This window comes from Butyrivibrio sp. WCE2006 (assembly GCF_000701985.1).
Taxonomy (GTDB): Bacteria; Bacillota; Clostridia; order Lachnospirales; family Lachnospiraceae; genus Butyrivibrio.
On sequence record NZ_JNKH01000005.1, the window covers coordinates 50367 to 64129 of the forward strand.

The 13763-nt window shown below is 41.2% G+C and carries 13 protein-coding genes; all 13 read left to right on the top strand.

Annotation, left to right across the window (positions count from 1 at the left end; translation table 11 throughout):
- Positions 1-4: 4 nt before the first annotated feature.
- The 13 genes from T501_RS05205 (at position 5) to T501_RS05265 (ending at position 13688) form a co-directional block, all read left to right on the top strand.
- Positions 5-1195 (top strand): mechanosensitive ion channel, encoded by a 1191-nt coding sequence (locus tag T501_RS05205; protein ID WP_026510807.1) that lies wholly within the window; start codon positions 5-7, stop codon positions 1193-1195.
- Positions 1196-1387: 192 nt separating this feature from the next.
- Positions 1388-1762: an Asp23/Gls24 family envelope stress response protein gene (locus tag T501_RS05210; RefSeq protein ID WP_026510808.1), complete on the top strand. Its 375-nt coding sequence runs from the start codon at positions 1388-1390 to the stop codon at positions 1760-1762.
- Between the two features lie 18 nt (positions 1763-1780).
- Positions 1781-2179: a transcription antitermination factor NusB gene (nusB, locus tag T501_RS05215; RefSeq protein ID WP_044913706.1), complete on the top strand. Its 399-nt coding sequence runs from the start codon at positions 1781-1783 to the stop codon at positions 2177-2179.
- Complete coding sequence (gene xseA / locus T501_RS05220; protein WP_242845483.1) at positions 2172-3383, top strand: exodeoxyribonuclease VII large subunit; 1212 nt, start codon at positions 2172-2174, stop codon at positions 3381-3383. The genes nusB and xseA overlap by 8 nt, the downstream gene beginning before the upstream one ends.
- Positions 3376-3621: an exodeoxyribonuclease VII small subunit gene (gene xseB / locus T501_RS05225; RefSeq protein ID WP_026510811.1), complete on the top strand. Its 246-nt coding sequence runs from the start codon at positions 3376-3378 to the stop codon at positions 3619-3621. The genes xseA and xseB overlap by 8 nt, the downstream gene beginning before the upstream one ends.
- A complete protein-coding gene (locus tag T501_RS05230; RefSeq protein WP_044913709.1) occupies positions 3621-4541 on the top strand; it encodes a polyprenyl synthetase family protein in 921 nt (306 codons plus the stop codon). Before xseB ends, T501_RS05230 begins: the two co-directional genes overlap by 1 nt.
- 52 nt (positions 4542-4593) lie before the next feature.
- Positions 4594-6462 (top strand): 1-deoxy-D-xylulose-5-phosphate synthase, encoded by a 1869-nt coding sequence (gene dxs, locus T501_RS05235; protein ID WP_044913711.1) that lies wholly within the window; start codon positions 4594-4596, stop codon positions 6460-6462.
- On the top strand, positions 6455-7345 hold the full coding sequence (locus T501_RS05240; RefSeq protein ID WP_044913712.1) for a TlyA family RNA methyltransferase: 891 nt from the start codon (positions 6455-6457) through the stop codon (positions 7343-7345). The genes dxs and T501_RS05240 overlap by 8 nt, the downstream gene beginning before the upstream one ends.
- A 4-nt stretch (positions 7346-7349) precedes the next feature.
- Positions 7350-8204: an NAD(+)/NADH kinase gene (locus tag T501_RS05245; RefSeq protein ID WP_026510815.1), complete on the top strand. Its 855-nt coding sequence runs from the start codon at positions 7350-7352 to the stop codon at positions 8202-8204.
- Positions 8201-8647: an arginine repressor gene (gene argR, locus T501_RS05250; RefSeq protein ID WP_026510816.1), complete on the top strand. Its 447-nt coding sequence runs from the start codon at positions 8201-8203 to the stop codon at positions 8645-8647. Before T501_RS05245 ends, argR begins: the two co-directional genes overlap by 4 nt.
- 52 nt (positions 8648-8699) lie before the next feature.
- Positions 8700-10409 carry a DNA repair protein RecN gene (recN, locus tag T501_RS05255; RefSeq protein ID WP_044913714.1) on the top strand — a complete coding sequence of 570 codons (1710 nt, stop codon included), beginning with the start codon at positions 8700-8702 and terminating at the stop codon, positions 10407-10409.
- Between the two features lie 190 nt (positions 10410-10599).
- Positions 10600-11238, top strand: coding sequence for a DUF1836 domain-containing protein (locus T501_RS05260; protein ID WP_026510818.1), 639 nt, complete (start codon positions 10600-10602; stop codon positions 11236-11238).
- Entirely contained in the window at positions 11235-13688 is a 2454-nt protein-coding gene (locus T501_RS05265) for an ATP-dependent helicase (RefSeq protein ID WP_044913716.1), read from the top strand. The genes T501_RS05260 and T501_RS05265 overlap by 4 nt, the downstream gene beginning before the upstream one ends.
- Positions 13689-13763 lie beyond the last annotated feature (75 nt).

The following is a 13763-nucleotide window of genomic DNA, read 5'->3' on the forward strand; positions in this document are numbered from 1 at the left end:
TGGTATGTTGAATTTTACTAACTTCATGACCGGTATATTTGGGGGATTGGGAAAGGTAATAGTTGCGCTTTTTATCCTTCTCATCGCGTATATCGTGGCATCAATTGCAAAGTCACTTATTATCAAGCTGATGACACATACAAAGCTTGGATTTATTGTTTCAAGGGCTGACGGACCAAGACCCGGAGTGACAATAACCTACATAAGCAAGCTTGTATATGTCATCGTCTTTATGCTTTTTATTCCGTCAATCTTTGGAACTCTCGGAATAGACAGTATTTCTTCTCCGATAATGGGACTGCTTAATACAATTTGGGGCTATGTTCCGAATGTATTAGCAGCAGTTATCGTGATTTTTGTCGGCAATCTCATAGCAAGCGCAGTTCGGACACTTTCAGAACCTGTATTTGCAAGACTTAAAGTCGATGAGCTTCAGGCCAAGGCAGGCATTGAGGTCAGAGACAACGCAAGACTCTCCTATACACTTGCCTACATCGTATATGTCCTGATAATGATTCCTGTATTCATCGTGGCTCTCAATGCCCTTAAGATTGAAGCCATAACAGAACCTGCTGTAAATATGCTTACAATTGTAATTAACTATATTCCTAGAATAATAGTTGCATGTCTGGTTGTTTTTGTGGGTTATCTCATTGGAAGATTTGCCGGTCAGATAGTGACACAGCTTTTGGCTTCAACAGGTGTTGATAAAAAGCTTACAGATGTAACAGATGGAAAGACTGAGAAATTTGTTCTTTCAAAAGTTACCGGAAATGTCGTGCAGGTAGTTATAAATATCATATTTATAGTTCAGGGCTTCTCAGTTGTTGAACTTAATCTTCTCACAAACATTGGATCAGCTGTGATAGGATACATGCCTAAAGCACTTGCAGCCATAATTATTCTGACGCTTGCATATTTTGCAGCTATTCTTGCAGAAAAAGCTTTGAAGAAAAACGGCATGGACGGATATGCGATTCTTTCAAAAGCAGTGATTTTTGTTATTGGAATATTCATGGTTCTCAATCAGCTGGGAATAGCTACAATTATTGTGAACTCAGCATTTATAATTCTTGTGGCAGCACTTGCAATTGCATTTGCGGTATCCTTTGGTATCGGAGGAAGGTCATTTGCTGCAAGACAACTCGATAAGCTTGATAAGTACATAGAAGATAACAGCAGAAAAAAGGACTGATGCTGCAATAGTCAGATTTTAGAAGACAGGCTACCGAAATTTGTTTTATAGTAAGCTTCAATTATTTTTGTGGATTACAGTAGCTGCTTAACCTGCTATGCATACCAACGGAGGGCAGACATAAAAAGTTGCCCTCCGCTTTTCTATCTTGTATAATTATAAGGATTTCAGTATGAAAGGAATGTGATTGCTATGGAAAAGGAAGTACAGAATAATACACTTATAAAAGCAAAGGGTATTGGATCTGTTAAGATTGCAGACGATGTAGTTGCTAAGATAGCTGCACTTGCAGCCCTTGAGATCGATGGCGTTAGTGCAATGGCCGGTAATTATACAAGTGAGACTATCGAGAAGGTAGGACCAATGAACCTTCAGAAGAGCTCTAAGATCTTTTTAAATAATGGCAAAGTTCGTGTAGACTTGTCCATACTCATGGATTATAGCTACAATATCCCTGCTACAAGTAAGAAAGTCCAGGATAAAGTTAAGAGCTCTATAGAGAGTATGACAGGACTTGAGGTAACTGATGTTAATGTCCGCATAGCCGGAATTACTATGCCGGAATAAGAGGATTGTAGAGGAATTATGAAAAGATCAGAATTAAGAGAACAGGTTTTCCAGTTACTTTTCCGTGTTGAGTTCAACACACCTGAGGAGATGAGGGAGCAGGAGGATCTGTTCATAGAGACAAATGATAAAGAGATGAGCGATGCCGATGTCACTTTTGTAAAAGAGCGCTATGAGAGCATTGCTGCGAAGCTTCCTGAGATTGATAAACAGTTAAATGAAGTAACTACCGGCTGGGATACCGGCAGAATCGGTAAAGTTGAACTTGCTATTTTAAGGCTTGCCGTATACGAGATTAAATTTGACGAGTCAATTCCTACCGGAGTTGCAATAAATGAGGCGGTTGAGCTGTCTAAGAAGTTTGGTCAGGATGGCGCTTCTTCCTTTGTGAATGGAGTACTGGCTAAGTTTGCGTAATGTATATACAGTTGAACAGATAAATAATTACATTAAAAATATGTTCAGGCAGGACTTTCTTCTTTCTTCACTCACTGTTAAGGGAGAGATAAGTAACTGCAAATATCATTCCTCCGGTCACATCTACTTTACGCTTAAGGATGCGTCCGGAGCGATTTCATGTGTGATGTTTAGAGGCAGCAGACCCGATGGACTTAAGTTCCAGATGAAAGAGGGGCAGCAGGTAAATGTCACGGGAACGATAGATGTTTATGAACGCGACGGCAAGTACCAGCTCTATGCTAAGAAAATTGAGTTAGATGGAGAGGGTGCTTTATTTGAGCGTTTTGCAACATTAAAAAAAGAACTGGCTGAAAGGGGAATGTTTGCCCCTGAGTATAAGCAGCCAATACCAAAATATATAAAGACTCTTGGAGTTGTCACAGCTCCTACAGGTGCTGCCGTAAGGGATATTATAAACATATCGCGAAGAAGAAATCCCTATGTACAGATTTATCTCTATCCTGCAATTGTGCAGGGGGATCAGGCTAAGGAGAGCATTGTAAAGGGTATAGAAACCCTTACCGAAATGGGAGTTGACGTCATCATAGTGGGGCGAGGCGGAGGTTCCATCGAGGATTTATGGGCTTTTAATGAAGAGATGGTGGCAGAGGCTATATTTAACTGTCCTATACCTATTATCTCTGCAGTAGGTCATGAGACTGACTGGACAATTGCTGACTTTGTTTCTGACCTCAGAGCCCCGACGCCATCAGCTGCGGCTGAGCTGGCAGTTTACGAATATGAGCTGCTATCTCACGATATTGAGGCATACAGGGATATACTGTTTAGACGCATGAATGACAGAATTGGCAGACTGCGTGACAGAGCTGAAAATGACAAGAGATTTTTGGAGCATTTATCTCCGGAAGCCAGAATCCGAGATCAGAGGATGCGTGCTGCTCAGATGGAGGAAAAATTATCGAGGATCATCACAGATATGATACGTGATAAAAAACATCTTCTTGCAGTGAATGTGGAGAGGCTTAAAGCGCTCAGTCCCCTGGATAAGCTTCAGTCAGGCTTTTCATATGTATCTGATAGTGAAGGTAAAAACATCAGATCGATTGAGGGAGTTAAGGCTGGGGATGAGCTTTTGATAAATGTAATAGACGGAACTATAAAGACTGAAGTTATCAGTGCGAAGGAAACAACCTATGGCTAAGAAAACTGAAAATATAGATGCTGAAGAAAATAAAAATGAATTATCAGTCGAGGAAGCTTTTGACAAGATTGATGCTACGATAAAAGAGCTTGAAAAAAACGATGTATCTCTTGAAGAATCATTTAAGCTTTTTAAGGAAGGTATGGATCTTTTGAAATACTGCAATGATTCAATTGATAAGGTTGAGAAAAAGGTTCAGAAGGTCATGGCAGATGGTCAGACGGAGGATTTTGATTGATGTCGGATTTTGATAATTTACTTGATAAAAAGGCACAAGAGGCAGAGGAGATTATAAAAAGCTTTCTTCCTGCCGTGGAAGGCTATCAAAAAAAGGTAATCGAGGCCATGAATTACAGCGTAATGGCTGGTGGTAAGAGAATAAGACCCGTTCTCATGATGGAAATGTTCAGGATTTTTGGAGGAACATCTGAGGATACGGTCAAGCCGTTCATGGCAGCGATTGAAATGATTCATACTTATTCTCTGGTTCATGACGATCTTCCGGCGATGGACAATGACGAATACAGAAGAGGCAGAAAAACAACCCACGTGGTATATGGTCCGGGAATGGCCACATTGGCTGGTGACGGACTGTTGAACTATGCATTTGAGACTGCCATCAGATCATTTTTATCAAAAGAAAGCCTTACTGAATTTGATGGTGTCATAAAAGACAGAAAAGCCATGGCACTGAAGATTCTTGCCGAAAAGGCAGGAATATACGGAATGGTAGGTGGACAGTGCGCTGATATTGAGGCTGAAGGAAAACAGTCTTCAACTGAAGATGAGCTGATTTTTATACATGAGAATAAGACAGCTGCAATGCTGGAGAGCAGTATGATGATAGGGGCTCTTCTCGCCGGAGCTGACAGTGCAGATATTCAGAATATTGAACAGGCTGCAAGAAAAATAGGCGTGGCGTTCCAGATTCAGGATGATGTGCTTGATGTCATAGGAGATGAGGCACAGCTTGGAAAGCCTATTGGTTCTGATGAGAAGAATGAGAAGACTACCTATGTTACACTTCATGGAATAGAGGATTCCAAGAATGAAGTTCAAAAGCTTTCAAATGAAGCAATAAGCATTCTTGCAGAATTTGATGGAGCGCAGGACTTCCTTATTCCTCTTGTGAAATGGATGATTTCAAGGAATAAGTAATATTTTTGAAGAAGATAATTCATTTTGGCTATGCCAAAAGATGAGGGCCGACATGTTAATTGATGGTATCAATAAACCAAATGATATAAAGAAGATTCCGGCAGGAAAATATAATCAACTTGCACAGGAAATAAGAGAATTCTTAATTGAAAAGATAAGTGTTACAGGAGGACACCTTGCTTCTAATCTTGGAGTGGTGGAGCTGACTATGGCGCTTCATCTTGAACTTGATCTTCCTAAGGACAAGATCATATGGGATGTTGGACATCAATCCTATACACATAAGCTTCTGACCGGAAGGAAGGATGGCTTTGATAATTTAAGAAAATTCGGCGGCATGAGCGGTTTTCCTAAAAGAACAGAGTCCGACTGTGACTGCTTCGATACAGGACACAGCTCTACCAGTCTCTCAGCGGGACTCGGTATGGTAAGAGCAAGGCAGCTCTCAGATGAGAACTACACCGTTGTCTCTGTTATTGGTGACGGCTCACTGACCGGCGGACTTGCTTATGAAGCACTTAATAATGCAGCAAAGCTCGACACCAATTTCATCATGGTTCTTAATGACAATGAGATGTCTATTTCCGAGAATGTTGGAGGTATGGCAAAATATCTTAACGTTGTCAGAACAAATGAAGGATATTTGAACCTTAGGGACGATATTTATAATTCATTGAAGAATTCCAGCCCTAAGATGGTTAAAGGCATCAGAAGGGCTAAAAACAGCTTTAAGCAGCTATTTGTGCCAGGTATGGTATTTGAGAATCTGGGAATTACATATCTTGGTCCTATAGATGGGCATAATATCCCGGCATTAAGAGCCGCAATAAGGGAAGCAAAAAAGGTTCGTAAAGCGGTTATGATACATATCGTTACCAAAAAGGGTAAAGGTTATGAACCTGCAGAAAGGCATCCTGCGAGATTCCACGGAACGGAACCGTTTATTATAGAGAACGGAATTCCGAGAAATCCCAGAACTGTGGCTAATTATCAGGATATTTTCAGCACGGTTATGTGCAAGATAGGCGAGCGCGAGCCAAAGGTAGTTGCCATAACGGCAGCCATGGCAGACGGAACCGGACTTAAAAGATTCAGGAATATGTACCGTGACAGATTTTTTGATGCGGGAATTGCAGAAGAACACGCAGTAACCTTCGCGGCAGGACTGGCTGTTGGCGGGTTTCATCCTGTATTTGCGGTGTACAGCTCATTTTTGCAAAGAGCTTATGATCAGATATTGGAAGATGTATGCCTTCAGAATCTTCCGGTCACATTTGCAATTGACAGAGCAGGACTGGTTGGAAGCGACGGAGAGACCCATCAGGGTATTTTTGATCTGTCCTATCTTTCAAGCATGCCCAATATGCATATTATGGCTCCTAAAAATAAATGGGAGCTTTCCGATATGATGAAATTCGCTATACAGTTTGACGGGCCTACTGCCATTCGTTATCCGAGAGGCAAGGCATATGACGGACTTGGCGAATTCCGTGAACCAATAGAGATGGGCAAATCCGAGCCGATTTATAAGGAGAGAGATATAGTGCTCCTCGCAGTAGGTAGTATGGTCAAGACAGCTGAGGCAGTCAGAGAAATACTTATCTCAAAGGGCTATAATTGCTCACTTACAAATGCCAGATTTGTTAAACCGATAGATGAGGACTATATAAGAGAAGCCTCTAAAAAGCATAAACTTATTGTAACCATGGAAGAGAATGTGGAGACAGGCGGCTTTGGTGATCAGGTGAGAAGATTTATAAGCCGTGAAGAAATCGACATTAAGCAGCTTTCAATTGCACTTCCGGATGAGTTTATAACCCATGGTTCCTGTGAACAGCTATATAAGGCACTGGGAATTGATGAGGAATCAATAGCAAAAAAGGTTATTAGAAGATACGAGGAAATAATAGTAAATGGCTAAGGAAAGACTGGACGTTATTCTGGTTTCAAGAGGACTGGCACCTTCACGGGAAAAGGCTAAAGCAGTAATCATGGCCGGGGATGTCTTTGTGAATGGGCAGAGAGAGGATAAACCCGGAACATCTTTTGATGAATCCAAAATCACATCATTAGAGGTAAAGGGAGATCAGCTTCCCTATGTCAGCAGAGGCGGACTAAAACTTGAAAAGGCCATGAAGAGCTTTGAACTTACTCTTGACGGCTTTGTGTGTATGGATATAGGAGCATCTACAGGCGGTTTTACCGATTGTATGCTTCAAAATGGAGCTTCCAAGGTTTATTCTGTTGATGTGGGACATGGCCAGCTTGCATGGAAATTAAGATCCGATGAGCGCGTGGTCTGCATGGAAAAGACCAATTTCAGATATCTGACACGAGAAGATATTGATGATGATTTAGATTTTGCTTCTGTAGATGTATCTTTCATTTCATTAACAAAGATTCTCATACCTGCCAGAAAGCTTTTGAAGGACACCGGAGAGATGGTATGCCTCATAAAACCTCAGTTTGAAGCAGGAAGAGAAAAAGTCGGGAAAAAGGGCGTCGTAAGAGAGCCGGAGACTCACGAAGAGGTTATCAGGAAGGTCATGGACTTTGCTGATATCATCGGCTTTAAGGTTTTAAATCTGGATTTTTCACCTGTAAGAGGTCCTGAAGGAAATATCGAATACCTGCTTTATATACGTAAGGATGAGAGCAGGAATGCAGAGGTGAGTGAAATAAATGAAGGGGAAGGACTTCATAAACTGGCAGAGGTTGTGGAAGCCGGAAACGGACTTTCATCTGACCCGGATATGAAGAACCTTATTGAGGAGACGGTAAAAAAAGCACACGGGGAGCTGTAATTCTATGAAGCGGTTTTTCATTATCACCAATAAGACCAAGGATCCTGAAATGAAGGAAACTTTAAGGATAAGGGACTATCTTGAAAGTCATGGAGGCGTCTGTAAGGTCGCCGAGATGACGTTGGCCTGTGATGAGCATGGTAACAGGGATTATTATTGTGATGTTCCGGATGATGCAGAATGCTGTATTGTTCTTGGTGGGGACGGAACGATGCTGCAGGCCGCAGGCAATGTTCTGGAAAAGAATATTCCTCTTATCGGCGTGAACTTAGGAACTCTTGGCTATATGACTGAGGTTGAACTCTCAGGAGTAGAGGAAGCAATGGATAAGCTTCTTAAGGGTGAGTATGAGATTGAGGACCGCATGATGCTTCAGGGGGTTCCCTGTCAGGGAACCGGAAAAGGTGTCGGAATCTGTGCATTAAATGACATCGTCATTGCCAGATGTTCATCTCTTAAGGTTTTCAGTTTTAATGTATTTGTAAATGATCTGCCACTTACAAGCTATCAGGCGGATGGAATCATAATATCAACTCCCACAGGATCAACAGCCTATAATATGTCAGCAGGAGGACCTATCGTAGATCCTAAGGCGCAGATATTACTTCTTACACCTATCTGCTCACACAATGCCAATGCCAGGACAATCCTTCTTTCTGAGCATGACAGAGTTACGATAGAAATCGGAAAGGGAAGAGATGACAGTATTCAAAAACTGGAGGCTTCCTTTGATGGCGGTAAGAGAATGATAATGCAAAGTGGCGATAGAATAGACATAACAGCAGCGAGTCAGGTGACAAAGATTGTGAAACTAAGCAAAGAGAGCTTTTTAAACATATTAAGGAAAAAACTTGTATGAAGAAAAAACGACACAGTAAGCTGATTGAAATCATCCAGAACAATGTAATAGAGACCCAGGACCAGATTGCAGATATGCTTAACGCTGCAGGTTTTAAAGTGACTCAGGCAACAGTTTCCAGAGATATAAGAGAGCTTCGCCTGACTAAGAGAGCGACTCCTGATGGAAGACATAAATATGTTTATTTGCAGGACTCTGCATCCATGAATGATAAATATGTGGATGTACTGAGAGCCGGCTATATCAGTATGGACTATGCCCAGAACATACTTGTTATAAGAACCGTTTCCGGAATGGCGATGGCAGTTGCTGCTGCTCTTGATGCCCTTGAATTTGAGGAAGTGGTAGGTTGTATTGCCGGAGATGATACTATCATGGCGGCAATTCGAACAACTGAAGGTGTTCAGAAGGTTATGAAGAGACTGAACGAAATGATCGGATAATAACATTTCTTTCTAAGCTTGCCCGAAGAAGCAGGAAAGAAAAGAGGTAAATATGTTATACAGTTTACATGTAAAAAATCTTGCTCTTATAAATGAGCAGGAGGTTGAGTTTAAAAACGGTCTGAACATAATGAGTGGTGAGACCGGTGCCGGAAAATCAGTAATTATAGGAAGTGTGAATCTTGCACTCGGTGCAAAGGCTGATAGCGGAATGATTCGTACCGGAGCAGATTATGCGCTGATAGAATTGAGCTTTGGAATAAAGAACAAGGCACAGCTTCAGAGCCTTCAGGCACTGGATATTCCCGTGGATGAGGATGGAACGCTTATACTCCAGAGAAAAATCATGGAAGGCAGAAGTGTTTGCAAGGCTAACGGAGAAACCGTCAGCGCCAGACAGCTCAGAGATTTATCCAATATTCTCATCAATATTCATGGACAAAATGATAATCAGGAACTGTTACACAAGAAAAAGCATCTTGAGATTCTTGACGATTTTTCAGGTGAAGAGCTTTCAGCTTTGAAGGAAAAATGTGCCCTGGCATTTAAGGACTGGAAAAATGTTTTGAACAGTCTTGATGAGACCAATCTCGATGAAAGGGAAAGAGAGAGACAAAAGGATCTGGCAGGCTTTGAATTTAATGAAATAAATGAAGCAGATCTAAGGCCCGGAGAGGATGAAGCTCTTGAAACCAAGTACAAACGAATGGTCAACTCCAAGAAAATTGCGGAGGCTGTTGGAATTGCAGCCAGTGCAACAGGAGCAGGCAGTTCTGAGGAGAGCGCTGCAGATGCGATAGGAAGAGCGGTACGTGAGCTCTCAGCAGTAAGCAGCTATGATGAAAAGGCTGATCAGCTTCTTTCACAGCTTGTAGATATAGATAATCTGTTATCGGATTTCAGACATGAGATTTCATCTTACATAAATGAGCTTGAATTTGATGATGTGGATTTTGCTGAGACTGAGGACAGACTTAATACTATCAATCATCTAAAGGATAAGTATGGTGGCAGCATAGAGGCTGTTCTTAGTTACCGGGATGAGAAAGAAGCAGAGCTTAATAAGCTTGAAGATCTGGGAGCTTACAGGGATAAGCTTATCGCAGAGGAGAAAAAACTTCATGGGAAGGTTCTTGAGCTTTGCAAAAAGATATCCGAACTTCGAAAGAAAAATGCTGCAGTATTGTCTGAGCTTTTAAGAAAAGCACTGGTGGATCTTAATTTTATAGATGTAAGGTTTGAGATAGAGATAAGACCTGACGAGGAGAAGGTTTCATCCATTGGCTATGATGATGTAGAGTTTATGATATCCACTAATCCCGGTGAGAAAATCAGACCCCTTGATCAGGTAGCAAGTGGCGGTGAGCTTTCAAGAATTATGCTTGCAATAAAAACTGTTGTAGCACAGAAGGATGATATCGACACTCTTATATTTGATGAAATCGATGCCGGAATCAGCGGTCAGACAGCCTGGAAGGTATCAGAAAAACTGGGCTTCCTTGCAAAGGAACACCAGATAATTTGCATAACACACCTTCCGCAGATAGCTGCAATGGCAGATAATCATTATGAGATTGCAAAGGGAACTCATGATGAGGGCGGACAGGAGAGAACTGTTACTAGAATCCGTGAGCTCTCAGAGGATGATCGTATATCTGAGCTTGCCAGAATGCTCGGAGGTGCGCAGATAACTGATTCAACCCTTGAAAATGCAAGAGAAATGATGCATCAGGCAGATGAAGTAAAGCGTAATATTGCCTAGTGCAGCTGTTTTTTATTAACTCGACTATATGCTTGCTATAATTTGAATCTACTGCGTTGTCATCAGTTGTCGATGGAGCCCCATCGACGCCTTCTTCCGCCTTGTAGATTGCAAATTATATCTAAGCAATATAGTCGAGAAATATAAAAACAACTACACTAGTCATGAAAATAATTATCGGAGAAATTATATGACATTAGATTATGACGATCTTTTAAACAGTATAATGGCCAGCCTTGACAGGACGAGACAGGTTGACGTAGAGGAGATTCCAAATATCGACCTCTACATGGATCAGCTCCTCACCTTTATGGAGGAGAGTCTTCGCAGATCATCAAGGCACCCCGGAGCTGACAAGATACTTACTAAAACAATGATAAATAACTATGCAAAGAATGATCTTTTGCCACCTCCTATCAAGAAGAAGTATTCAAAAGATCATATTATTCTGCTGATGTTTATATATTACTACAAGAACATTCTGTCCTTCAGTGATATACAGACCCTTTTTGAGCCTCTGTATAAGCGCTTTGGCGATAAAAATGCGGAGATTAAACTAAAGGATATTTATACCACTATCTATGAGGAACAGGATGAGATTGTAGCTACATTAAAAAAAGACATTGAAAGGAAATTCAAGATCGCCCAGGAGTCTTTCACAGAGGCTAAGGGAGATGACAAGAGTGATCTTCAGACCTTTAACTTTATTTCTCTTTTATCCTATGATGTTTTCATGAAGATGCTTCTTATTGAAAATATCCTGGATCATGTGGAAGAGAAAAGACATAATGGTGATCCTCAAAGTGAAAGTAAGAAGAGGAAAAAATGAGTATTTACGATACATTAAATAGTGAACAGAAAAAAGCGGTTCTGCAGACAGACGGTCCGGTCTTAATACTTGCCGGTGCAGGTTCGGGAAAGACCAGAGTGCTTACACACAGAATCGCTTATTTAATTGATGAATGCGGGGTTAATCCCTGGAACATCCTTGCAATAACCTTTACCAATAAGGCAGCAGGTGAGATGCGGGAGCGTGTAGATAAAATTGTTGGCTTTGGCTCTGAGAGCATATGGGTAGCTACTTTCCATTCCACATGTGTAAGGATTCTGAGGCGTTACGCTGATAAGCTTGGATATGAAAACAATTTTACCATTTATGATTCCGATGATTCAAAATCAGTTTTGAAGGACATATGCAAGAGATATCAGCTAGAAACCATGCAACTGAAGCTTCGCGGAATCCAGACTGCTATTTCACATGCAAAAGATAACTGTGTGGATGCAAATGAATATGCAACTGCGGCAGGAAATGATTTCAGAAAGCAGAAAATAGCCAAGGCTTATATAGAATATGAGAATACTTTGAAGAAGAATAATGCAATGGATTTTGATGATCTTCTTCTTAATACCGTGAAGCTTTTTCAGAAAGAACCGGAAGTATTGAAGCAATATCAGGAGCGCTTCCGCTATATCATGGTAGATGAGTATCAGGATACAAATAATGTACAGTTTGAATTTGTAAGACTCCTCGCGGACAGATATAAAAACCTTTGTGTAGTCGGAGATGATGATCAGAGTATATACAGATTCCGCGGTGCCAATATCAGAAACATTCTGGACTTTGAAAAGGTATATCCTGATGCGACTGTAATAAAGCTTGAACAGAATTACAGATCCACACAGAGTATTCTTGACGCGGCAAATGCAGTCATAAAGAATAATTCCAGACGTAAGGACAAGGCACTTTGGACTGATGAAAAAGAAGGAGAACTCGTCCGCTTAAAGCAGGTTAATCAGGCACCAGAAGAAGCAGAATTTATAGCTTCAGATATAAGTAAGCTTAAGAAAACAGGAAAAGCAAACTACAGAGATATAGCCGTTTTATACAGAACAAACGCACAGTCACGTCTGATAGAAGAACGTTTTGTCTATGAGGGTATTCCTTATGATCTCGTAGGCGGAGTTAATTTCTATGGAAGGCGTGAGATAAAGGACCTGCTGGCATATCTTAAGACAATTGATTCAGGCGCAGATGACCTTGCAGTCAGAAGAATCATAAATGTACCTAAGCGGGGAATTGGTGCCACAAGTATTGCTCATGTACAGGATTATGCAGACATGGTAAACATAAGCTTTCTTAAAGCCTGTGCGGAAGCTGACATGATTCCGGAACTCAATAAAACCGCTCAGTCTAAGTGTAAAGCTTTTGCGGAAATGATCAGAGTGTTCAGAGCTTTTTCGAAGGAAGCAAGACTTGATCAGTTGCTGCAACATGTAATAAGAGAGATAGGCTTTATAGATTATCTTTATACTTTGGATGATCTTGAAAATACAGAAGATAACGAGCGTCAGCAGAACGTTGATGAACTTATATCCAAAATGGCTGCCTATGAGGAAAAAGAGGATGAGCCCACACTTACGGGATTCCTTGAAGAGGTAGCACTTGTCGCTGATATAGATAATGTGTCAGAGGATGATGATAAGGTGCTTTTGATGACTCTTCACAGCGCCAAGGGACTGGAGTTTGACCATGTGTATCTTGCGGGAATGGAAGAGAATGTGTTCCCGAGTTACATGACTCTGATGAATGAAGACAGCGACCCTGAGGGGCTTGAAGAAGAGAGAAGACTTGCATATGTTGGAATTACAAGAGCAAAGAAGCATCTCACTCTTACCTGTGCTAAAAGCCGAATGAATCGCGGTCAGCTTGAGTACAATCGCATGAGCAGATTTGTCACAGAGATACCTGACAACCTTCTGGAAAAAGTAGGATTTGCTGAGAGTTTATATCAATTTGACGGTGGTGAATCTATAGACGATGATGATGATATCGATATCGAAACAGGACGCATTTTCAAAAAGAAGATTGATTTTTCAAAGCCTGCCTATGGAATGAATACCACAAATTCACCACTTAAAAGAAGTGCCTATGCTGGAACAGGAGCAGCGGTTTTGCCCTCATACGGAAGACCTGTTGCTAAGCCGGCACCGGTGAAAAAAAGAGCTGTTCCAAAGGATAAGCCTTTTATTGCAGGGGCAGCCAGCACACACAGTAAAGCAGCACTTGGGAAGCCCGGAATAGCCGGCCTCTCAAAGGGAATGCCTGCTTCCGTAGGATTGGAGTACGGCGTAGGAGACAGGGTATTGCACGTTAAGTTTGGACAGGGAACGGTTTTAAATATCGATAAGGAACCAAGAGACTACAAAGTGACCATAGATTTTGATGAATATGGACAGAAAATCATGTTCGCTGCCTTTGCTAAACTTAAAAAAATATAAACTTTGTCAATTCGATAGAATGTATAAAAGTAAATGTTATAATATATATGATGGTAAGAGAAAAGTCATGGTGCA